Below are 22,081 nucleotides of genomic sequence, written 5' to 3'. Positions count from 1 at the left end.
TTCGGGCTTCCTGGGATCGCGGGCTTCCAGCCTGCTTCTTCCCTTCCCACAGGCGCTGTCGTTGCAAGAGCAGGGTGGAAGCCTGCGATCCCGGGGGCTCACTTCCCGAAGATCGCCGCCAGCTCAGAATAGGGCATCGCGTCTTTCGCAAAACCGAAGCGGCCCTCGTCGCGCAGCTCAAGCGCGGCGCGCTTCAAGGCGCCGAAGGCCGCGCGGGCGAAGGAACCGCCGACGCTGACCCGGCGTATGCCGAGCCCGGCGAGATCGGGAATGGAGAATTCCTGCCCCGCCAGGGTGGCGAGGATGTTCACCGGCCGGTCCACCGAACCGAGCACGCTCTTGATCTGGTCGAGCCGGCTCAGGCCGGGGGCGTAGAGCACCTCGGCGCCCGCTTCCTGGAAGGCCTGCAGGCGGCGGATGGTGTCGTCGAGATCGGGAATGCCATGCAGGAAGTTCTCGGCCCGGGCGGTGAGCACGAAGCCTGCCGCCCTGGCCGTCTCGGCGGCGGCACGCACCCGCTCGGTGGCGAGGCCGATCTCGTAGATCGGCTGGTCCGGGCGGCCGGTGGCGTCCTCGATCGAGCCGCCGGCAAGGCCGACGCCGACGGCATCGCGGATGGTGCTCTGGCACGCCTCGGGGCTGTCGCCGAAGCCGTTCTCGAGGTCGGCGCTGACCGGAAGCTCGCTCGCCGACACGATGGAGCCGGCATTGGCGAGGGTTTCCTCGCGCGACATCTGGCCGTCCTTGCGGCCATAGCTGAAGGCAAGGCCGGCGCTGGTGGTGGCGATAGCCGAAAAGCCCAGCGAGGACAGGAGCTTGGCCGAGCCTACATCCCAGGCATTGGGCAGGAGGAAGAGTTCGGAGCGGCGATGCAGATCGGCGAAGGCAGCTGCTTTCTGGGCCTGGGACATGATTCCTCCGGGGTTATGAATTCACGGTTTGTTCTATAGGGTAAAATCAAGGAAGGCAATGCCGTAACGTCCGCGCTCCCAGGTTACTTCAAGGCCGTCGCGAGATTGTGGCTGGTCCGGTGATGGGCATGCGTGATCGCGATCGCCAGCGCATCCGCCGCGTCGTCGGACTTCGGGTCGGCCTTGGGCAGCAGCACCTTGATCATCAGGCGGATCTGCTTCTTGTCGGCATGGCCGGAGCCGACCACCGTCTTCTTGACGAGGTTCGGCGCATATTCGGCCACGAACAGCCCGGCCTGCGCCGGCACCAGCATGGCGATGCCGCGGGCCTGGCCGAGCTTGAGGGTCGCCGTCGCGTCCTTGTTGACGAAGGTCTGCTCGACCGCCGCCTCGTCGGGCTCATAATTGACGACCACCTCGGTCAGCCCCTTGTGCAGGGCGAGCAGGCGGTGGGCCAGTTCCTCGCTGTCATCCGAGAACACCGTGCCGCAAGCGATGAAGGAGAGGCGGTTGGCCAGCACCTCGATCACGCCCCAACCGGTGCGGCGCAGGCCTGGATCGACGCCGAGGATGCGGGTGGGGTGCTGGGACATGGTGTTTCCCGGGTGCGCGGACGTCTCGTCCGCATCTTGAACCGTACTGCTCGCGGAGAGGGCGAAGGCGGACGAGACGTCCGCGCACCCGGGAAGGATTACTCCGCCAGTTTCGCCATCATGGCGTCCGACAGCTCGAAATTGGCATAGACATGCTGCACGTCGTCATGATCGTCGAGTGTATCGACCAGCCGCATCAGCTTCTCGCCGGTCTCGTCATCGACGGCGATGGTGTTCTGCGGGCGCCAGACGAGGCCCGACTTGCGGGCTTCGCCGAGCTGGGCTTCCAGCGCCTTGGTGACTTCGGCGAGGTTCTCGGCCGCGCAGACGAACTCGTGGCCGTCCTCCGACGAAAGGCAATCGTCGGCGCCGGCTTCGAGCGCGGCTTCCAGCATGGCGTCCGGCGTGCCCTTGTCGGCGGCGTATTCGACCACGCCGACGCGATCGAACATGAAGGACACCGCGCCGGTTTCGGCGAGGTTGCCGCCCGCCTTGGTGAAGTAGGAGCGCACATCCGAGGCGGTGCGGTTGCGGTTGTCGGTCAGCGCCTCGACGATCAGGGCGACGCCGCCGGGACCGTAGCCCTCATAGCGGATCTCGTCATAGTTCTCGCCATCGGCGCCGGCCGCCTTCTTGATCGCGCGGTCGATATTGTCCTTGGGCATGTTCTCGGCACGGGCGGCGAGGATGGCAGCGCGCAGGCGGGCATTCATGTTCGGGTCGGGCAGGCCGAGCTTGGCCGCCACGGTGATTTCGCGGGCGAGCTTGGAGAAGAGCTTCGAGCGCTTGGCATCCTGCTTGCCCTTGCGGTGCATGATGTTGGCGAATTGGGAGTGACCGGCCATCTGTCCTGCCTTGGTTTGTTTTGGCGGGCGGCGGCTGTCGCACCTGCCCGCGTGAATTGTGGCGCGGCTTATAGAAGCGACGGCGGCAAAAATCCATCCCACACGTGTCATTTCCTCTGCCAGGCCGCAAGGAGGCGCCCCGCCGGACTGGTGGCCGGCAGCGGCATGTGCACCAGCGACAGCGGCCAGGCGGGCACGGTGACGTCATCGGCGATGCGGCGATAGAGGACGCCCACGGCCGGCAGGGCCTGCGCCACCGAGGCCGGCACGAAGGCGGCACCGATGCCGGCGGCAACCAGCGCCAAGGTGGTCATCATCTCCGGCGTCTCCTGCGCGATGCGCGGCGTCAGACCCTGGGCGGCGAACATGGCGAGGATCGCTTCATGCAGAGCCGGGCCCTGCTGGCGCGGGAACATCACCAGTCGATCGGCGATCTCGCCGAGGGCGATTGTATCGCCCATCGCTGGAGCCTGAGCGGCGGGCACGGCGGCGACGATCTCTTCGCCATGAAAGGCTATGGCCCGCATGCGCGCCGTCATCGCGAAGGGCGGAGAGGCGACGCCGAGGTCGAGCCGCCCGTCAGCGAGAGCCTGAAGCTGCTCGTTGCTGCGCATCTGAATGAGTTCGACCGGAATTTCCTCGTCATGTGCCAGGGCCAGGAGCGTAGGCATCACCCCCCAGAGCGCGGCATGGACGAGGCCGATACGGACCGGCTGCCCCGCCTGCGACGTGCGCCGGGCCAGCGCGCTGCCTCGATCGAAGGCGCTGACGGTAATGCGAGCCTCCGGCAGCAGCGCCTCGCCGGCCGGCGTCAGTTTCGTGCCGCCGGCTGCGCGCAGGAACAAGGTCGCCCCGCAGTCGCGTTCCAGCCTGGCGATCGATTGCGAGAAAGGCGGCTGCCTGATGCCGCAGCGCTCGGCGCCGCGGGCGAAATTGCCTTCCTCGGCCAGGGCGATGAAGTGGCGCAGACGCTGTATCGACATATCGTTCCAATATCGATTTTATCCAATACGATATTGGATATATATGAACTGGATTGCTATCTCCACGCCATCGAAACGCAAGGGAGATTGCCATGCGCAGGAAAATCCTTGGAACGGTTGCGGGGACCATCCTCGCCTTGGCCGCCGGCCTGGGCAGCGCCGCTCGCGCGGATACCGTCATACTGGTCCATGCCGCCCTGCTCGACGGTTCGAGCTGGTCGAAGGTCATTCCGATCCTCCAGCAGGCCGGGCTGAAGGTGGTGGCGGTGCAGAATCCGCTGACCTCGCTCGCCGACGATGTCGCAGCCACAAGGCGGGCGATCGCCGATGCCGAGGGACCGGTCGTCCTGGTGGGACATTCCTGGGGTGGCTCGGTGATCACGCAGGCCGGTACGGATGACAAGGTCAAGGCGCTCGTCTATGTCGCTGCCACGGCGCCGGCGCAGGGCCAGTCCGTGATGGACCTCCTCAAGGCTGCGCCGCCGACTCCCGGCGGGGCTGAAATCAAGCCCGACGCCGCGGGTTTCCTGGCCATGGCACCGGATGCCTTCGTCAAGGATTTCGCCCCCGATGTTCCTGCGGCCGAGGCCCGTGTGCTCGCGGTGGCGCAAGCTCCCATCGCCGCCAGCGCCTTCGGCGAAAAGGTGACGGAGGCGGCCTGGAAGACCAGACCGAGCTGGTACATCGTCGCCGGCGATGACCGCATGATGCCGGTTTCACTGGAGCAGAGCATGGCAGCGGCAATCAAGGCGAAGACTGTGACCGTGCCGGGCAGCCACGCCCTGATCCTCTCCCATCCCCGGGAGGTGGCGGATGTGATCGTCGAGGCGGCAAAGAGCGTGGCCAAGTGATTCATGGGAGTGCATGATTCCTGGGAGCGCGTAATCCCCGGGAGCGGGACGTCTCGTCCGCTCTTGAACCACAAGTGATGCCGAGAAGAATGCTGTGCGTCGAGCCGCGCTCCACCTCTTCCTGCGACGATAGAGGTTCAAGAGCGGATCGTCCGACACTCTCTTGAGTGTCGTAGGACGTCCGCGCTCCCAGCTATTCCATCTCCTCCAGCTCTCGACCCTTCGTCTCGGTGACAAAGCGCCAGACGAAGAACAGCGAGATCAGCGCCATGGTGGCGTAGAAGCCATAGGCGAGACCGAGGCCGGCGGCGGCGAGCGGCGGGAAGGTCTGCGAGACCAGGAAGTTGGCGACCCATTGGGCGGCGGCGGCCAGCGCCAGGGCATAGGCGCGGATGCGGTTGTTGAACATCTCGCCCAGCAGCACCCACACCACTGGCCCCCAGCTCATGCCGAAGAACACGACATAGAGATTGGCGGCGGCGACGGCGACGAGGCCGGCGGTATCGCTGAGCACGGGCTGCGAGGCGCCATTGACCATCGCCGTCGGCGCGGTGCCGAAGATATAGGCCATGGTGCCAAGGGTCAGCGTCATGCCCAGGGAACCGAGCAGCAGCAAGGGCTTGCGGCCGATCTTGTCAACCAGGGCGATGGCGATCAGCGTGGTGGCGATGTTGGTTACCGAGGTGATCACGGTGATCTTCAGCGAATCCGCCTCGGTGAAGCCGACGGCCTGCCAGAGCACCGAGGAATAGTAGAAGATCACGTTGATGCCGACGAATTGCTGGAACACCGACAGGAAAATGCCGACCCAGACCACCGGTAGCAGGCCCGCAGCCGGGCCCTTGAGGTCGGCGAGGGTCTGCTTTTCCTCGACGCCGAGCGTCCTGCGGATATCGGCGACGCGGGTCTCGGCGGGCGGCGTATTGCCGAGGAAGCGGCGAATGACGATGATCGCGTCCTTCATGTCGCCCTTCGAGACGAGATAGCGCGGCGATTCAGGAATGAGGCTCGCCATCACGCCATAGACGATGGCGGGAACGGCCTCCACGATGAACATCCAGCGCCAGGCCTCGAGCCCGAACCACAGCGTCTTCTCCGCCCCGCCCGCTGCATAGGCCAGGACGTAGTTGCACAAGAGCGCCACGAAGATGCCGGTGACGATCGCCATTTGCTGCAGCGATCCCAGGCGTCCGCGCAGATTGGCCGGCGAGACCTCGGCGATATAGGCCGGGGCGATCACGCTGGCGATACCCACGGCGACACCGCCGACCAGGCGGAACACGGTGAAGGACCAGATATCCCAGGGCAGTCCGGCGCCGATGGCGCTGACGAAGAAGGCGATCGCGGCGGCCCGCATCATGGCGAGGCGCCCATAGCGGTTGGCGAGCGGCCCGGCGAACCATGCGCCGACCGCCGAGCCGAGCAGCACGCTCGCCACCGAGAAGCCGAGCAGGGCATTGCCGACATTGGCCCATTTCTGGATGGCGCCGACCGCACCGTTCACCACGGCGGTATCATAGCCGAACAGGAAGCCGCCCATCGCCGCGGCAGCGGAAACCAGGATCACCCGTCCTGTCGGGACGCTTTCGGCGGGACGAGGGTCGGTGGCGGATGACGAAGCAACCGGTGCGCCAGCCATGGCACTCTCCTGAAATCACTTTGTTTGTAGGCTTGTCGGGAAAAAGAGGGAAGTCGTTCGGCCGGAGAATCTGAAATGAAGGAGAGGTCCCTGGCACTATACAAGCACTGTTGCGAAGGGGCTAAACAATCCGGTGGATTTTGTGCACAAGGCGCAGTTCCCTTCTGCGGCTTCGTGGGGAAAGATTTCTCGGCGCGTCCCTGGCACCAAGCCACAGGTTCGCCTTTCCGCGCCCTGAGCAGGCCGGAGCATGGGGAAGAGCGGGGCGACGGCGGCCGCAGAGCAGCCGCGATCCTGTGTTCGGTGGAGTGCCTGGCAGCCTGTCGATGCGGCCGCCGTCGCCCCTGTCTTCGTCCCCAGCCCGCGCGCCGACAGAGCGCGTCAGGCCCGGACATGTCCATCGCCCGGAGCCTCGTCCCCGGCTTGTTCCTTCGAACTCGCCGGTTTCTGCGCCTCCAGCCCGCCGGATGGACGGCATGAAGAGGACAGGAGGGCGCGGTCCCTCCTCATCCAAGCCATGCCGGTCAGACGATGCGGCCGCCTGCAGCTTGCGAGCCAGGCAAGCCAGCGACCCTGACATCGTCTCGCCCACGGAACGGGCGATGGGGAGAGGAGCGTGCGCGACGATTTCTCGCCCCGCTTGCCGGCGCCGACAGCCCTGTCCTCGCTGTCGCCACCGCCGGGACCGGCGAACCGGCCCTGGTTCCAGACGAACCTCCGCTCCAGCCTTGCACGCCGGACCGAAAAGCCCTTCCCATCGCAAAGGGATCGCAGGGCGGTTCCACGGACCGCCGATCCCACAGGTTCCTCATCAAGCCCCGTACGCAGGCCGAACGGATCGGATCGAACCTCCGGCAAAGCCGAAGGCGAGAACCCTCGCCGCCCGAAGGCGACGAGCCGGCCGCGTGATCCCTCGCTCCTCCGCCCCATCCTGGTGTGCAGCCAAGAAGAGCCGGGCAGAAAAGGCAAAGCGGCTGATACGCCGCCGGCAAAAGCCTGATCAACCGAGTTGGGCGGAAGCGGCCGGCCGACCCGGATCGGCGCTGCGCTTCATTCCGAGGGAGACTACGACATAAAGCGCAAGAAATGTCAATTCTCGTATGCCATATGTTCCGGAAGCAATACGGTCTCTTCTGACTCTCCTAGGACAATCGGAAGGTCCGCTTGTGGGAACTCCGGCAACTGTCCGAGAGGGGCCGCAATTATCCGCTTAGGGGCCGGAACCTGACTGGGGGCTTCTGCTGTCCAAGGGATCGATAGAGGGCGTTTGCTTCGCCTGAGCAAAGGGTCGAGATTGACCCTCACAAAACGTTCAGAATGTCTGCTTAGCGGAAATGGTCGGGACCTTGGACTTCCTCTAGCGCGCGGTCGAGGTTCTGAGGAAGGAGAAAAACGTCGTCTACGAGCAGCGCGGTAACGTCTACACCGGGCCGCATAAGCTGACGACCAAACATAAGGGCCAGCGCCAAATTGGGTTCCAATAGAATTGGCGAGCTGGCTGACATCGGCATCGATCTTCACTCCGGCGATGTAAGCATCATCCAGTTGTTCTTAGCTCAGGGCTGAGTGACGTGTGGTTCGAGAATTCTGCAAATTTCCGCAAGGCAGGTGTACGTCTCGTATTGCGCGGCAGCAATTGTGATATCCAAGCGCGAGTTCTGTTGGCGACGTGCTCATGTCGAATATGCCAGGCTATCGGCTTTCCTGATGCGGTACATCGATCAGATACCGTGTGCCGGCGGCAACATCGTAAGTGTGGAACGAATTCATGTTCCGCCCATACAAGTGCAGGCTGACGCACGTTTCCAGCCCCTCGGCCACGCCGGTCATGTGGATATGATCGGGGTTCGGCACAAAACTGGTCACCGAGCCTGGATTTAGCAGAATCACCCCGCCTCGACGCAGGCGGATGCCGGTGTCCCCTGTGATCTCGCCGTCGATCGCCATGTAAGAGCGCTCCTCCAGCAGCCCTTGGACGATACCGACTACGCCCCAGCTGCCGTGGTCGTGCACCGGCGTCCATTGCCCCGGCAACCACACCAGTGCAAACAGCGACAGATGTCCGTCGGACGAGATATGAATAGCATTACGCTGATAGTGTTCCGGGTTGGAGCGGAAGTGTTCGGGCTGCAGGAACGATCTGTCTGAGTCCAGTAAGCGCCGCATCAACGGCGCGATATTGGTCACCCGCTCTGCCGAATCTTCGTAGCGGCTGACTATCGCGTGCGCGTCGGCGATAAAGCGATCCAGAACGTGGTCCACGGCGATCTCCAAATCACGAATTGAACGTTCCCAGGGACGTTGACGACCTGCAATGATAGACGGAGTTGCTGGCGCGTGAGCGGGTCGCTCGCCTTAGGTCGCGCTACGCACCGAGACCTGTGATGTGGTCGGCGTGCAGGCGCGTGTCCGCGGCCTTGACCAGTTTGAGGTCAAGTTCGCGCACGAGCTGCAGACAGGGGTCGACTGTATCCAGCAAGGATCGATGAACAGGGCCTCGTCGCCCTGGCGGTTTGCGAGTAGGCAGGAGGAGGTGCTTCAAATGGCCTCGAAGAGCTGACGGGAGATCATTTCTGTCGCGTTCCTCCTGAAGTCTCGCGACCGCTAGCCAGGACAGCTACGCCTGGGGCTGCGGCACGATCCGAATATAAGGCTTCGGCGCCTTCCAGCCGTCGGGATACTGCTTCTTGGCGTCGTCGTCCGAGACGGAGCCGGCAATGATGACATCCTCGCCGTTCTTCCAGTTCACGGGCGTCGCAACCTTGTGCTTGGCGGTGAGCTGGAGAGAGTCGATGACGCGTAGCACCTCGTCGAAATTGCGGCCGGTGGTCATCGGATAGACAAGAATGAGCTTCACCTTTTTGTCCGGCGCGATGACGAAAACGTTGCGCACAGTCTGGTTGTCGGCGGGGGTCCGTTTAGTTGGGTCTCCCGATACGGCCGCGGGCAGCATTCCGTAGAGCTTCGAGACATTGTAGTCGACATCGGCAATCATAGGATAGTTCGGCGCGAAACCCTGGGTCTCCTCGATGTCCTTTGCCCAGCCTGCATGGCGATCTATCGGATCGACCGACAGCCCGATGATTTTTACGTCGCGCTTGTCGAACTCCGGTTTGATTCTGGCCATATAGCCAAGTTCGGTGGTGCAGACCGGCGTGAAGTCCTTCGGGTGGGAGAACAGCACCACCCACTTGTTGTCGATCCAATCGTGGAAACGGATTTTGCCTTCGGTGGTTACCGCATCGAAGTCAGGAACCGTGTCGTTGAGTTGCAGAGCCATGGTTTATCCCCGGACAAAACTTGCCTTGTAGTACACCTGCGAAGCTTCATCGACATGGTGGATCCACGCCAATCCGAACATCTGGTGCATGCAGCGCTTGTGCGCTCTGGGTCTACGCTCTGGGCCAAATTCTGGAAGACCTCCCGCGAGGAAAGAACTGGATTTCTTTGTCTTTTCCTGGAAGATGGGGTTGGAATTCCAGGCGGCCTAATGGTCGGGTAGGGTGGCGAGTGGCACGCGATATCGACAAGAAGCTGCGCCTAACGGCGGCTCTCCTGGGCGCCGTCACCTCCAAAGACCTTGCCAAGATGTTTCGGCGTGCCAATTCGTCCACCTCATTTGATGTCAATCGCGCCTACAAATGGCTGCAAGGACGCGCCCGTCCACGTGAGCGTCAGTTGTACGAGGATTGGGCGAAGGTGCTCGAGCTAGATCGGTCTGGTGATTGGGTCGCTGAATGCGATGCCGAGTCCTTCCTGGATGAGATATGTGCCCGTCACCATCGTGAGCCCGACGCACTTCGGGGACGCGCTGAAGCGTCGATCGCGCCGGCACACGGACAGGAGCCGGACCTGGCGTTGACCGGCATCTTCGCCTGCTATTCGCACGCTTGGTCGCCATATTATCGCGGCCGGCTGATCCGGGGAGAACTGTCGATTGCGATAGTGCCAAATCCCCGCAGGCTGGTTGCGAGTTATGCAGAGGTCCTGCCAACGGGACGACTTCAGCTCGAAGGCACCGTTACCGTTGGCAAGCGCCTCATGCGCCTGAACCTGCGAGAGCGCGCGGGTGACGCCGAGTTCTTCCTTTGCCTCTTTCCTCCGTCCCCGCCGGTTAGCATCCTCGGTGGATTGATGTGCGGCGGGACGATCATCGATCTTGACGCGCGCCCCTCCGTCACCCGCATTGCCATTGTGCGTCTGCCTGCGACCAGCGCACGGCTCTTGCATGAAGCAGAAGCCTACCTCCCAGCCAACGGCCTGATATCTCACGATTTAGCAGCACTAGGCCTGCCGATTGCGAATCCTGCCGCAGTCGACCAGCGGCTCGGTGAATTTCTCTCCGGCGCTGGAAATGGCATCGACCAGATCTCCTTGGCGACATATGGGCGGGTGGTGGAATTGTTCGACCGAGCTTGGCTAACACAGGGAACAGACGCCACAGCTTAGATATTCTTATGCCGGCTTGCTGCAGCACCAATGGAACGGGGTGACGCCCCCCAAAGCTCCCGTCGCCGCGCTCAACCTGATGATCTCACTCACTCCTACCAAGGCTTCCGCGAAAATGCAGGAGGGGGCCGAAGGCGGTCAGCCTAATTCTGTCATCCGAAAAATGATAGCAGACATCGAAGCAGGCCTCACTAGAGCCCTTAACTACCCCATTTTGAGCCGGTCACATCCTCGCACCATCATGGTGACAAAAACTGTCCCTGTGCTGCGATAGTGTCAATTCATCGCCCCTCACGAAAGGAAAAGTGATGATTGAGACAACTGGACAGGCGCTGAGTGCCGCCCGGAGCCAGGCGTCGGCTATGTCTTGAGGCCCGGCTTCCTGCTGCCACCGGTTATGTTTTCACAGGAGGAAATTCACGCTCTCGCACTCGGCGCTCAATGGGTTAGCCGACAAACAGACGATGGTCTCGCGTTCGCGGCGTCCAACGCGCTCGCCAAGATCGATGCGGTGCTTCCCCCTGATCTGCGGCATGAACTTCATGACAATGTCTTTCATGTCGGTCGCCGGCCCCCACAGCTACAATCCGTGGATCTGGGAATGCTGCGCCAGGCCATGCGCGAGCAGCGCAAGGTTCGCCTGGCCTATCGTGATCAAAAGGGGGTTTCGACGGAGCGTGTCATCTGGCCGATCTCGCTCGGGTTTATCGAGGCCGCGCGTTTCGTCGCCGGATGGTGCGAGATGCGGCAGGATTTTCGGACCTTCCGCACGGAGCGGATCGAGCGTGCTGAGCTTCAGACCGACCGCTATCCGAGCCGTCGGCGGGATCTGGTCAAGCAGTGGCGGTCTCAGGTCGCGGATGAGGGCGGCCGTACTGACGCCAATTGACCTGCTCTCAACGCCAATGGCAGCGCTCTCCGACGAGCGGGCTCAGTGTAGCCGGTGAAGCCGACTTACTCCACGCGGATGCGCGGCGGATTGCCCAGTGTCTGTAGGATGACACAATAGCGCTCGGTGGTCTCAATCATTCGCGCCAGCTTTGCCGGATCGGCGTCGCAATCTACCTCGAATCGCAACTTGATCTCTGTGAGCCCGACGGGAACGCTGCGGTCAACACCCAGGGTACCGCGCGCGTCCCACTTACCTTCGGCGATCACCCGACCGCTGCGGATTTTTACCCCCGATGCGGTGGCGACAGCGCGAAAGGTTACGCCAGCACACGCTGCAACAGCCTCCAGCAGCATGTCGGCGGAGCAGGCGAGCGTACCATCGCCGCCGGCCGCCGGATGGAGACCGGCCTTCGTCTCACCATGCCAGGTCGGCACGACACATGCCACATCATCGATGCCCATCCGCGCCTCCGCCCTCGCCGGAACCAGTGCCGCATCGGGTGTCTCGCGGTAGCGCTGCTTGATCGGCGCCTGAAGAGAGCGCAGCGTTTCGGCATCCATAGATCGCCTCCCTCGCATTCTTAAGGTTCAGTGTCTCATGCACCGCGCGGCATATATAGAGCCAGGTCGGTTCGCGTCCGCAACTCCCGGGCTCGTCTAACCGAGCAGCGGACATTGCGAAGGTCCGAGATGGTGAAGGGTTTCGGGTGCCGTGAGGCGTACGAAAGCCTCTCATGCAGGAACCCGCGGGCCACAGTCGATGGCTATGGGGATTTCGATTTGCGACTGATGTCGGCGATGGCGCGACCGCTGCGGGGAAGCGCCGCGATAGACGCGGACAGACCGCTTCGTTGCGTCTCCACGTGATGTTGTCGGCCCGTCGCGCGGCCAGACGCGGCCCCTTCGGCATCGAGGATCACCGTGGACGCGCGTGGGCTCGTCGCCGAGGGCTGAGTGCCTGAGGCTGAAGGCTGGACCATGCCATGCCGGGTCATGGCGTGCGGCTCCCGGTCGAAGGGGAATGGTGGGGCGGTCCGCGCGGCTGCCTCCACCGTTCGAACACCTCGATGACGATCATGCGTCCGCCGCAGTATGAGCATGGCGGGCGGACGTCAGCCGGTTCTTTCGGCATATTGTCATCGGGCGGCGACGCCACGCTTAGCAATTCGCGGGCGAGCGCGAGGCCGGCCTTGCAGCCGCCTGCGAGCAAGCCGTAGTGGCGGATACGGTGGAAGCCACGCGGCAGGATGTGGAGCAGGAACCGGCGGATGAACTCGTCGGTTGCGAGCGTCATGACCTGCTGCCGGTCGGCGCCGTCGCGGCGATAGTCCTTGTAGCGGAAGGTGACGCCGCTCTCATCGAACTGGATGAGGCGCCCGTTCGAGATCGCGACCCGGTGGGTGTAGCGCGACAGATAGGCGAGCACCGCCTCCGGCCCGGCGAAGGGCGCTTTGGCGTAAACCACCCAACGTGTCTTCCGGACGGGAGCAAGATGGCGCAGGAATGCCCGCCGCTCGGTGAGGTGCGCCTGCGACCCAAAGAAGGCGAGCCGACCAGCCTCGTGGAGCGCGACCAGCCGGGTGAGGAACAGCCGGCGGAACAACTTGCCGAGAACCCTCACCGGCAGCAGGAAGGCCGGTCGCGACGATATCCATCGGCTTCCGTCCGGCGCGATGCCGCCGCCGGGCACGATCATGTGCACGTGCGGATGGTGGGTCATCGCCGAGCCCCAGGTGTGGAGCACTGCGGTGATGCCAATGCGCGCGCCGAGGTGCCTGGGATCGGCCGCGATCGTCAGCATCGTCTCCGATGCCGCCTTGAACAGCAGGTCGTAGACGAGTGCCTTGTTGTGGAAGGCGATGTCGGCGACGTCGGCCGGCAGCGTGAACACGACGTGGAAATATCCGACCGGCAGCAGGTCGGTCTCGCGCTCGGCAAGCCAGGTCCGCGCCGCCGCGCCCTGACACTTCGGACAGTGCCGGTTGCGGCAGGAGTTGTAGGCGATCCGCCACTGGCCGCAGTCCTCGCAAGCCTCGACGTGACCGCCGAGGGCGGCGGTGCGGCAGTGCTCGACCGCCGACATCACCTTGAGCTGCTGCAGGCTGAGGTGCCCTGCATGGACGGCCTTGTAGGCGGGCCCGCCAGTACGGAAGATGTCGGCGACCTCCACACAGGTGCGCACGTCAGCCGGGCGGCGTCTTGCCTTCCATCAACGACATCAGCCGGTCGAGCGGCCCGGCGACCGCATGGATCGTCCGGGTCGAGACCTTGGTGTAGAGCGCGGTGGTCTCGAGCTTGCTGTGCCCGAGCAGTACCTGGATGACGCGGATGTCGACGTCCTGTTCGAGCAAGTGCGTGGCGAAGCTGTGCCGCAGCGTGTGCGGACTGACGCGCTTGCGGATGCCGGCGACTTCGGCCGCTTCCTGGACCGCGCGGTGCAGTTGCCGCGACGAGATCGGCGACGTGCAGCCCCGCCCCGGGAAAAGCCAGCCATGCGGGAGCATGACCCCGCGCCGCTTGCCCTCACGCCACCACAGCCGCAACAGTTCAAGAAGCTGAGGCGACAGCATCGCGTTGCGATCCTTGCGGCCCTTGCCCTGCTCGACACGGAGCAGCATGCGTGTCGAGTCGACATCGTCGACCTTGAGGTGTGCAACCTCGGACACGCGCAGGCCCGCGCCGTAGGCGACACCGAGCGCGGCCTTGTACTTGATGCCCGGTGCCGCTTCGAGCAGCCGCGCCGTTTCCTCGACGCTCAGCACCTCGGGCAGCTTGCGAGGATGCCGGATGATTACCAGCGCACGCGCCAGATCCCGCCGCTTCAGCGTCGCCAGGAACAGGAACCGCAGTGCCGAGACTGCACCGTTGATCGTCGCAGGGCCGACGCCGTTCTCATGCTGGTACAGCTGGAAGCGGCGGATGTCATCGGGCGTCGCAGTATCGGGAGAGCGTCGGAGGAAGACTGCGAAGCGCTGGACGTGACGAACGTAGTCCTGCTGGGTATGGGAGCCCAGGCCCCGCATGAGCATGTCTTGCTGCATGCGCTGGCGCAGCGGCGTGATCGATGCATTGGTCGACAAGGTAGCCATGGCGAGTTCCTCTCGTTGAAGGAACTCCATGGTCAGATCGCGGCCTCTACCCGCTCAAGGCCAATGACGAGCCCGCCATCTCAGAAGGAGGCGGCACTCCCGCGGAGCGGGTTCGTGCATGGGGCGCAAAGCCGCCGTCAGTGCCCTGTGGAGCGTGCGCGGCGTCTAACACCCGTAAGCATCCATTCCCAATGCTCCGCCCCCGCTACCCCCAAAACGCCGGCCCATCCTGCGACAGCCTTCCGCCAATCCGCACCGGCGCGATCCTCACCGCGAGCCCCGTCCGGTCGTCCGTCTCCACCGCGATGCCCGATAGCGTCGCCTCGCCCGCCGCCGGCTCAAACCGGTTGCCCGGCGTTTTCTGGATGAAGCGGCGGATCGGCTCTTCCTTGTCCATGCCAAGCACGCTGTCATAGTCGCCGCACATGCCGGCATCGGACATGTAGGCGGTGCCGTGGGCGAGGATCTGGTGGTCGGCGGTCGGCACATGCGTGTGCGTGCCGACGACGAGGCTGGCGCGGCCGTCGGCGAAATGGCCGAGCGCCTGCTTCTCGCTGGTCGCCTCGGCGTGGACATCGACGACGACGGCATCGGCGCCGAGGCCCAGCGGGCAGGCGGCAAGCTCGCGTTCCAAGGCTGCGAAGGGATCGTCCAGCGCGTCCATATAGATACGGCCCATCACCTGGATGACGAGCAGGCGCGCGCCGGCCCTGGTTTCGACCAGGGTGGCGCCGCGTCCCGGCGTGCCCCTGGGATAGTTGGCGGGGCGGATCAGGCGGGGTGCCCGCTCGATGAAGACCAGGGCTTCGCGCTGGTCGAAGGAATGGTTGCCGAGCGTCACCACATCGGCGCCGGCATTGATCACATCGTCGAAGATCGCTTCCGTGAGGCCGAAGCCGCCGGCGGCGTTCTCGCCATTGATGATGACGGCGTCGAGTTTCCAGTCTTCGCGCAGGCCGGGCAGGCGCTCGATCACGGCGTTGCGGCCGGTGCGTCCGACGATATCACCGAGGAACAGGATACGCATTTCAACGCCCCGACACGGTTATGATTTCATTTTCGGTGGCGATGGCGTCGAGCGGCACGTCATGGTGCTCGGCCGGCAGATACTCGACCTCCTGGCAGGCGAAGGCATAGCCGAGCGTGAAGACGGGATGCAGGGCCCGCAACTGGGGAATGGTGCGGTCATAGAAACCCGCGCCATAACCGATGCGATAGCCGCGCCGGTCGAAGGCGACGGGCGGCACCAGCAGCACCTGCGGATGCACTTCCTCCGCCTCGGGCGAGGGCTCGGGAATGTTGTGGCGCCCTACCACCAGCGGATCGCCGGGGGCCCAGGCGCGGAAGGTGAGGGGCTGGCCATATTTCGGTGTCGTCGGCAAAGCCAGCCTGCGGCCGGCATGGTGCAGGCGCTCGGCTATTTCGCCGGGATGGATCTCGTCCCGAAAGGCCTCGTAAAGACCGACGACGCCGCTGGTGTATTTCAGGCGGCTCAAGGCGTGATGCGCGGCTCTCGCCGTCGCTGCCTGGCGCTGATGGCCGCGGATCTCTGCTCGCGCCGCCATCGCCTTCTGGCGCAGATGGGTCTTGTGATCGCTGGAAGTCATCAGACGCACGAAAAAGGAAGGAGCGGGCCACCTCGGCCGTTGGACGGTTCGATCCCGGGCGCCTACTAATGTAGGTGGGCGCCGTAATGCCCAAGCCCAGGGGCAAGGACAGTGACAGCTCCCTTGGGAGTCGTATGGCCCCGGGGATACAGTTGTCCTGACGAACCAGGCAGCACCGCAGTCGAGATAATAAGGACGGGGAGGGGGTTGCGCTAGTGGGAAACGAGAAGAATCCTGCCTGGGACCGCTGGCTTTTAGCCGGCTCTTGGAAACGATGATGTTCGGGATCCAGCAGCGACATCGCCATTGGAGCACGGTGGCATCAAGTTCGATTGCTTTGGCTGTCATCCCCGGCTGAGTTGCTCGCGAGCGCAGCGAGAGAGAACGAGGGGAAGGGGATCCAGGGGCCGACAGGGCAGAGACCTCGGCCCCTGGATCCCCTTTCCTCGCAGTCACAAGCAAGAGCTTGTGACATGCTCGCCGGGGATGACAGCCTCTCCGGCCTCATCGGCGATCGGATCTAAAGCCACCGTGCTCTAGCGTCGTCAACGGCCAATCTCGGTCCGAAGCGTTGGCGTTTCCAAGAGCCGGCTGAAAGCCAGCGGTCCCAGGAAGTCACACGCCCGTCTTCGACAGGGTGTCGACCAGCTTCTCCACCCGCTGGGCGGCGTCCTGGAGGGCCTGGGTGACGCGCATCTGGGTCTGCTGCTCGCGCTGCAGGGCGCCGTCGCGGGTCTGGCGCAGATCCTCGAGGTCTTGCTGGAGGGCGGCGGCGCGGCGCTGCATCTCGGCGAGTTCGTCGGCGACCATGATGCCGGCCATCACGGCAAGGCGCATGTCGCCGATTTCGCCGAAGGAAGAGCGCAGGGCATCGATCTTGGCATCGAGCTGCCGGCCGAGGCCCAGCAAATGCTCTTCCTGCCCTTCGTCGCAAGCCATTCGATAGGCGCGTCCCGCGATTGTGACGGATACATGGGCCATAACTTAGCGGTCCTGCGGCTCAAGCACGTGACGAATGGAGTCCATCGCCTGGTCCAGCCGACGCGACACATCGCGATTGGCCGTTTCCAGGGTGGAGAAACGAGCGTAGCTCGCGTCAAGCTCCATGGCGAGACGGCTGCGATCTTCCGAGAGGGCCTGCACTTCGATACGGTGCCCGGCGATAGTACGATCAAGTTCTGCACGATGCTCGGCTACTTCTTCAAGCTGGGCTAAAGCAGTATTGAGGCGGTGCAAGGCAGTATCCACAGACAAGGGCGTACTCACTCTTTTTCGCTATGACAGCCCGGGTTCGAATCATCAAAAGGCTGACTTTGGCTCCAAAGTATAAAGCTAACGCGGATCGACCCGGCAGCCAAGGCCGGGCGCGCTCCCCTGATTCTCACAATAGCACCATTCCATCGCATTGACGGCATGGCTTCCGACGAATTTCGTGCAAAAACCTGGCAATCATTGACAGTCGGGGATGAGGTGCTAAGAACCCGACGCCCTTTTCGCCAATTTCCGGCGGATTTCATCAGGAAGCATTCCATGGCACTCAGCGAAATGCAGAACCGCTTGGCGAACGCCATCCGTGGCTTGGCGATCGACGGCGTAGAGGCGGCAAAGTCGGGCCATCCCGGCATGCCCCTCGGCATGGCCGACGTCGCCACTGTTCTGTTCACGCGCTTCATGAAATTCGATGCCGCCGAGCCCCATTGGGCGGACCGCGATCGTTTCATCCTGTCGGCCGGCCATGGCTCGATGCTGTTGTATTCGCTGCTTTATTTGACCGGCGTCCCCGGCATGACGGTCGAGGAACTGAAGCATTTCCGCCAGCTCGGCCACAAGACCCCCGGCCATCCTGAGAATTTCCACACCGTCGGCGTCGAGACCACCACCGGCCCGCTCGGCCAGGGCATTTCCACCGCCGTCGGTTTCGCCTTCGCCGAGAAGATGCTGGCCGCCCAGTTCGGCAAGAAGGTGGTCGACCACTATACTTACGTCATCGCTTCCGATGGCGACCTGATGGAGGGCGTGAGCCAGGAGGCCATCGCGCTGGCCGGCCACTACAAGCTCAACAAGATGATCGTGATGTGGGATCACAACGGCATCTCCATCGACGGCCCGCTGACGCTTTCGGACTCGGTCGACCAGGTCAAGCGCTTCCAGGCCGCCGGCTGGCGTGCCGTGAACGTCGACGGCCATGACCAGGACGCCATCGCAGCCGCAATCGAGGCCGCGCAGAAGTCCAACAAGCCCACTTTGATCGCCTGCAAGACCACCATCGGCTTCGGCTCCCCGCATCGCGCCGGGACCTCCAAGGCCCATGGCGAGCCGCTGGGTCCGGAAGAGGCCAAGCTCACCAAGGAAAATCTCGGCATCACCGGCGCTCCCTTCGAGGTGCCCGCCGACATCCTCAAGGCCTGGCGCGAAGCCGGTTCCAGGGGCGTCGCCGCCCGCAAGGAATGGGAAGAGCGCTTCGCCGCCCTGTCCGAACGCAAGCAGGCCGAGTTCAAGCGCCGCATGGGCCATGAGCGCCCGGCCAAGCTCGGCAAGGCTATCCTCGCCCACAAGAAGGCGCTGGCCGCCACCCCGACCGCCATGGCCACGCGCAAATCCTCCGAGGCCGCGCTCAACGTGATCGTCGAGGTGATGCCCGAACTCGTGCTCGGCTCGGCCGACCTGACGCCCTCCAACAACACCAAGGCCAAGGGCCTGGTCGAGATCACGCCGAAGGATTTCAAGGGCCGCTATATCCATTGGGGTATTCGCGAGCACGGCATGGCCGCGGCGATGAACGGCATCTATCTGCATGGCGGCTTCGTGCCGGCCGGCGGCACCTTCTTCATCTTCACCGATTATGCCCGCCCCGCCATCCGCCTCGCGGCGCTGATGGGCACCTCGCCGGTCTATGTGATGACGCATGACTCGATCGGCCTCGGCGAAGACGGCCCGACCCACCAGCCGGTCGAGCATCTGGCCGCCTGCCGCGCCATCCCGAACATGCGTGTGTTCCGTCCCTGCGACGCCATCGAGACGGCCGAGTGCTGGCAGCTCGCGCTGGAGCGCACCAACGGCCCGACCATCCTGGCGCTGACCCGCCAGAACCTGCCGCTGCTGCGCGATGCGACTGCGGCGAACCTCTGCGCCCAGGGCGCCTATGAGCTGGCCGGCACCGGCGGCGGCACGGCCGCGGTGACGCTGTTCGCCTCGGGCTCGGAAGTCGAGATCGCCATGAACGCCCGCGCCATCCTCAACCAGCGCGGCGTGCCCACCCGCGTGGTTTCGGTGCCCTCGCTCGAACTGCTCCTGGCCCAGCCCGACGAGGTGAAGGCCAGCATCATCGGCGATGCGCCGGTGAAGGTTGCGGTGGAAGCCGCGGTGCGCTTCGGCTGGGATGCGGTGATCGGACCCAGTGGCGGCTTCGTCGGCATGACCGGCTTCGGCGCCTCCGGCCCGATCAAGGATCTGTACAGCCATTTCGGCATCACCGCCGAGGCCGTGGCCGAGACCGCCTTGCGCCGTCACAACGGCTGACGCGAGCTCAGGTACTTCCCGGTCATACGGATCTGGAAAGTGCTTCTCTTTTTGCCTGATGCATTTCCCACGCGAGAACGGGTATTCAAGCTGCCGGGAAATGCCGTGACGCCAATTTCGAAGGTAGAGAAAAAAGGAAAAGTCGGATGACAGTTCGTGTCGCCATCAACGGCTTCGGCCGCATCGGCCGCAACATCCTGCGCGCCGTGGTCGAAGGCAAGCGCAAGGATATCGAGATCGTCGCGATCAACGATCTCGGACCGGTGGAAACCAATGCCCATCTGCTGCGCTATGACTCCATCCACGGCAAGTTCCCGGCCGAAGTGAAGATCGAGGGCGATTCGATCATCGTCCAGGGCCAGAAGATCAAGGTCACCGCGATCAAGGATCCTTCCCACCTTCCCCACAAGGACCTGGGCGTCGACATCGCCATGGAATGCACGGGCATCTTCACCGCCCGCGACAAGGCCGCCGCCCACCTGGCCGCCGGCGCCAAGCGCGTCATGGTCTCCGCCCCCGCGGATGGTGCCGATCTCACGGTGGTCTACGGCGTCAACCACGATCAGCTCACCAAGGACCACATGGTGATCTCGAACGCCTCCTGCACCACCAACTGCCTGGCGCCGGTCGCCAAGGTGCTGCATGAGGCCTTCGGCATCGAGCGTGGCTTCATGACCACGATCCATTCCTACACCAACGACCAGCCCTCGCTCGATCAGATGCACAAGGACCTCTACCGCGCCCGCGCGGCATCCCTGTCGATGATCCCGACCTCGACCGGCGCCGCCAAGGCCGTCGGCCTTGTGCTGCCCGAACTCAAGGGCAAGCTCGACGGCACCTCGATCCGCGTGCCGACGCCCAACGTTTCGGTGGTCGATCTCAAGATCAACACCCGCAAGCGCACCAGTGTCGAGAAGGTCAACGAAGCCATCATCAAGGCCACCAAGCGTGGCTCGCTGAAGGGCGTGCTGGCCTATACGGACGAGCCGCTGGTCAGCCGCGACTTCAACCACAACCCGTACTCCTCGATCTTCGCGCTCGACCAGACCAAGGTCATCGACGAGAAGTTCGTGCGCGTGTTGAGCTGGTACGACAATGAATGGGGCTTCTCGAACCGCATGGCCGACACGGCGGTGCATTTCGCCAGCCTGATCTGAGCGCTGCGCTCGATCTGAGTTTGGAGCAGCGCCTCGGGAAACCGGGGCGCTGTTTTCGTCTGGCGGGAGGCCATGCCGTTGGCCTGTTCCCTCACCTTGAACCTGGCTTTAGCCCGAACAGCAACGGCCGCGCGGCCAGAGCCTGCTGGCTTCTCGTCTTTCTCCTTCGGTCCTTCTCAAAAATCCGCCAACCAAATTCACCTTCCGCGCTGGAACAGCGACCGCGCTTGGTCTATTGCTCCCCCGTTTGATTGGTGAAGTGGCGCTGTTCAGGCAGTGCGCCGAAAAATGGATGGACAAGGACAGGCATGAGCGCTTTTCGCACCCTTGATGACCTCGACGTCGAGAACAAGCGCGTTCTGGTGCGCGTCGATCTCAATGTCCCGATGGAGAATGGTGCCGTCACCGACGCCACCCGCATCGAGCGCGTGATCCCCACCATCCTCGAGCTCTCTCGCGCCAAGGCCAAGGTGATCCTGCTGGCGCATTTCGGCCGTCCCAAGGGCGTCGACCCGAAAGAGAGCCTGAAGCCGGTGGCGGCCAAGCTCGCCGAGATTGCCAAGCGCCCCGTCGCCTTCGCCGATGACTGCATCGGCGAGGTGGCTGCGAGCGCGGTGGCCGCGATGCAGCCCGGCGACATCCTCTGCCTGGAGAACACCCGCTTTCACAAGGGCGAGGAGAAGAACGATCCGGACTTCGTCAAGGCGCTGGCCGCCAATGGCGATATCTGGGTGAACGATGCCTTCTCGGCCGCTCATCGCGCCCATGCCTCGACCGAAGGCCTCGGCCATCTCCTGCCGGCCTATGCCGGCCGAACCATGCAGGCGGAGATCGAGGCGCTCTCTCGCGCGCTCGAGCAGCCCAGGCGCCCGGTCGTTGCCGTGGTGGGCGGCGCCAAGGTCTCGACCAAGCTCGAGCTCCTCGGCAATCTCGTCGCCAAGGTCGATGCCCTGATCATCGGCGGTGGCATGGCCAATACCTTCCTCTATGCCCAGGGCGTCGGCATCGGCAAATCGCTGGCCGAGCGCGACCTCGCCGATACCGCCCGCTCCATCCTGGAGAAGGCGGAGAAGGCCAATTGCGCCATCATCCTGCCCGTCGACGCCGTGGTTGCCTATCACTTCGCCGCCGATACGCCGAGCCATGCCTATGGCCTGGAATCGATCCCGCATGACGGCATGATCCTCGATGCCGGCCCCCAGTCGATCGAGCGCATCAAGGGCGCCATCGACGAGGCGGAGACGCTGGTGTGGAACGGCCCGCTCGGCGCCTTCGAACTCCATCCTTTCGATCACGGCACCGTGGAAGCCGCCAAGCATGTCGCCAAGCGCACCAGGGTGGGCAAGCTGCTCTCCGTTGCCGGCGGCGGCGATACGGTGGCGGCACTCAACCATGCCAAGGTCGCCGAGCAATTCTCCTATGTCTCGACGGCCGGCGGCGCTTTCCTGGAATGGATGGAAGGCAAGCCGCTCCCGGGTGTCGAGATCCTGCGCACCTGAGCCCGCTTGCCGCATCTTTGCCGGAAAGACCGCTGACCCTGCCTGGCA

At 64.0% G+C, this 22,081-nt stretch carries 21 protein-coding genes, 1 other RNA gene and 1 pseudogene; 6 read left to right on the top strand and 17 right to left on the bottom strand.

Features of this window, described 5'->3' with window-relative positions; genetic code table 11:
* Positions 1-98: 98 nt before the first annotated feature.
* The 4 genes from ACMDCR_RS26000 to ACMDCR_RS25985 form a co-directional block, all read right to left on the bottom strand.
* Entirely contained in the window at positions 99-914 is an 816-nt protein-coding gene (locus ACMDCR_RS26000) for an isocitrate lyase/PEP mutase family protein (protein ID WP_413993728.1), read from the bottom strand.
* A gap of 80 nt (positions 915-994) precedes the next feature.
* Positions 995-1,504: a crossover junction endodeoxyribonuclease RuvC gene (gene ruvC / locus ACMDCR_RS25995; protein ID WP_413989391.1), complete on the bottom strand. Its 510-nt coding sequence runs from the start codon at positions 1,502-1,504 to the stop codon at positions 995-997.
* Positions 1,505-1,602: 98 nt separating this feature from the next.
* Positions 1,603-2,349, bottom strand: a complete 747-nt coding sequence (locus tag ACMDCR_RS25990) for a YebC/PmpR family DNA-binding transcriptional regulator (RefSeq protein WP_413989390.1) — start codon at positions 2,347-2,349, stop codon at positions 1,603-1,605.
* Positions 2,350-2,456: 107 nt separating this feature from the next.
* Positions 2,457-3,332, bottom strand: coding sequence for a LysR family transcriptional regulator (locus ACMDCR_RS25985; protein ID WP_413989389.1), 876 nt, complete (start codon positions 3,330-3,332; stop codon positions 2,457-2,459).
* A gap of 92 nt (positions 3,333-3,424) precedes the next feature.
* Here ACMDCR_RS25985 and ACMDCR_RS25980 point away from each other — a divergent pair, with 92 nt between their 5' ends.
* A complete protein-coding gene (locus tag ACMDCR_RS25980; protein WP_413989388.1) occupies positions 3,425-4,183 on the top strand; it encodes an alpha/beta fold hydrolase in 759 nt (252 codons plus the stop codon).
* 193 nt (positions 4,184-4,376) lie between these two features.
* Here the strand turns inward: ACMDCR_RS25980 and ACMDCR_RS25975 are convergent, their stop codons facing one another.
* The 4 genes and pseudogenes from ACMDCR_RS25975 to ACMDCR_RS25960 form a co-directional block, all read right to left on the bottom strand.
* A complete protein-coding gene (locus tag ACMDCR_RS25975) occupies positions 4,377-5,822 on the bottom strand; it encodes a sugar porter family MFS transporter (RefSeq protein ID WP_413989387.1) in 1,446 nt (481 codons plus the stop codon).
* 1,692 nt (positions 5,823-7,514) lie between these two features.
* Positions 7,515-8,084: a hypothetical protein gene (locus ACMDCR_RS25970; RefSeq protein ID WP_413989386.1), complete on the bottom strand. Its 570-nt coding sequence runs from the start codon at positions 8,082-8,084 to the stop codon at positions 7,515-7,517.
* A 106-nt stretch (positions 8,085-8,190) separates the two neighbouring features.
* Positions 8,191-8,393: pseudogene (locus ACMDCR_RS25965) on the bottom strand (MBL fold metallo-hydrolase); the annotation flags it as partial.
* A gap of 46 nt (positions 8,394-8,439) precedes the next feature.
* Positions 8,440-9,102 (bottom strand): peroxiredoxin, encoded by a 663-nt coding sequence (locus ACMDCR_RS25960; RefSeq protein WP_413989385.1) that lies wholly within the window; start codon positions 9,100-9,102, stop codon positions 8,440-8,442.
* Between the two features lie 230 nt (positions 9,103-9,332).
* Here ACMDCR_RS25960 and ACMDCR_RS25955 point away from each other — a divergent pair, with 230 nt between their 5' ends.
* Entirely contained in the window at positions 9,333-10,271 is a 939-nt protein-coding gene (locus tag ACMDCR_RS25955; protein ID WP_413989384.1) for a hypothetical protein, read from the top strand.
* A gap of 403 nt (positions 10,272-10,674) precedes the next feature.
* Here the strand turns inward: ACMDCR_RS25955 and ACMDCR_RS25950 are convergent, their stop codons facing one another.
* The gene (locus tag ACMDCR_RS25950) at positions 10,675-10,830 is read right to left on the bottom strand and encodes a hypothetical protein (protein WP_413989383.1); all 156 of its coding nucleotides are present in this window, start codon (positions 10,828-10,830) and stop codon (positions 10,675-10,677) included.
* Between the two features lie 42 nt (positions 10,831-10,872).
* On the opposite strand from ACMDCR_RS25950, the gene ACMDCR_RS25945 reads away from it, so the two are divergent.
* The gene (locus ACMDCR_RS25945; protein ID WP_413989382.1) at positions 10,873-11,160 is read left to right on the top strand and encodes a helix-turn-helix transcriptional regulator; all 288 of its coding nucleotides are present in this window, start codon (positions 10,873-10,875) and stop codon (positions 11,158-11,160) included.
* Between the two features lie 65 nt (positions 11,161-11,225).
* Here ACMDCR_RS25945 and ACMDCR_RS25940 read toward each other — a convergent pair whose 3' ends face one another.
* The 8 genes from ACMDCR_RS25940 to ACMDCR_RS25905 all read right to left on the bottom strand — a co-directional run bounded on the left by ACMDCR_RS25940 (position 11,226) and on the right by ACMDCR_RS25905 (position 17,094).
* The gene (locus tag ACMDCR_RS25940) at positions 11,226-11,723 is read right to left on the bottom strand and encodes an OsmC family protein (RefSeq protein ID WP_413989381.1); all 498 of its coding nucleotides are present in this window, start codon (positions 11,721-11,723) and stop codon (positions 11,226-11,228) included.
* A 430-nt stretch (positions 11,724-12,153) separates the two neighbouring features.
* Entirely contained in the window at positions 12,154-13,344 is a 1,191-nt protein-coding gene (locus tag ACMDCR_RS25935; RefSeq protein ID WP_413989380.1) for an IS91 family transposase, read from the bottom strand.
* A 1-nt stretch (position 13,345) separates the two neighbouring features.
* Entirely contained in the window at positions 13,346-14,251 is a 906-nt protein-coding gene (locus ACMDCR_RS25930) for a tyrosine-type recombinase/integrase (RefSeq protein ID WP_413989379.1), read from the bottom strand.
* 205 nt (positions 14,252-14,456) lie between these two features.
* A complete protein-coding gene (locus ACMDCR_RS25925; RefSeq protein ID WP_413989378.1) occupies positions 14,457-15,278 on the bottom strand; it encodes a TIGR00282 family metallophosphoesterase in 822 nt (273 codons plus the stop codon).
* A 1-nt stretch (position 15,279) separates the two neighbouring features.
* Positions 15,280-15,858, bottom strand: a complete 579-nt coding sequence (locus ACMDCR_RS25920; RefSeq protein ID WP_413989377.1) for a 5-formyltetrahydrofolate cyclo-ligase — start codon at positions 15,856-15,858, stop codon at positions 15,280-15,282.
* Positions 15,859-15,879: 21 nt separating this feature from the next.
* Positions 15,880-16,037, bottom strand: a non-coding RNA gene (ssrS, locus tag ACMDCR_RS25915) — 6S RNA.
* A gap of 436 nt (positions 16,038-16,473) precedes the next feature.
* Complete coding sequence (locus tag ACMDCR_RS25910) at positions 16,474-16,839, bottom strand: cell division protein ZapA (protein WP_413989376.1); 366 nt, start codon at positions 16,837-16,839, stop codon at positions 16,474-16,476.
* Positions 16,840-16,842: 3 nt separating this feature from the next.
* Complete coding sequence (locus ACMDCR_RS25905) at positions 16,843-17,094, bottom strand: DUF4164 family protein (RefSeq protein ID WP_413989375.1); 252 nt, start codon at positions 17,092-17,094, stop codon at positions 16,843-16,845.
* Between the two features lie 294 nt (positions 17,095-17,388).
* Between ACMDCR_RS25905 and tkt the strand changes: the two genes are divergently transcribed.
* The 3 genes from tkt to ACMDCR_RS25890 all read left to right on the top strand — a co-directional run bounded on the left by tkt (position 17,389) and on the right by ACMDCR_RS25890 (position 22,033).
* Positions 17,389-19,377, top strand: coding sequence for a transketolase (tkt, locus tag ACMDCR_RS25900; protein ID WP_413989374.1), 1,989 nt, complete (start codon positions 17,389-17,391; stop codon positions 19,375-19,377).
* Positions 19,378-19,523: 146 nt separating this feature from the next.
* Positions 19,524-20,534, top strand: coding sequence for a type I glyceraldehyde-3-phosphate dehydrogenase (gene gap, locus ACMDCR_RS25895; RefSeq protein WP_413989373.1), 1,011 nt, complete (start codon positions 19,524-19,526; stop codon positions 20,532-20,534).
* Between the two features lie 308 nt (positions 20,535-20,842).
* Positions 20,843-22,033, top strand: coding sequence for a phosphoglycerate kinase (locus tag ACMDCR_RS25890; RefSeq protein WP_413989372.1), 1,191 nt, complete (start codon positions 20,843-20,845; stop codon positions 22,031-22,033).
* Positions 22,034-22,081 lie beyond the last annotated feature (48 nt).

The organism is Labrys okinawensis (genome assembly GCF_047345005.1).
GTDB classification, from domain to species: Bacteria; Pseudomonadota; Alphaproteobacteria; order Rhizobiales; family Labraceae; genus Labrys; species Labrys okinawensis.
Note: the sequence above shows the minus strand (reverse complement) of the source record. Positions and strands in the feature narration are given on the sequence as shown.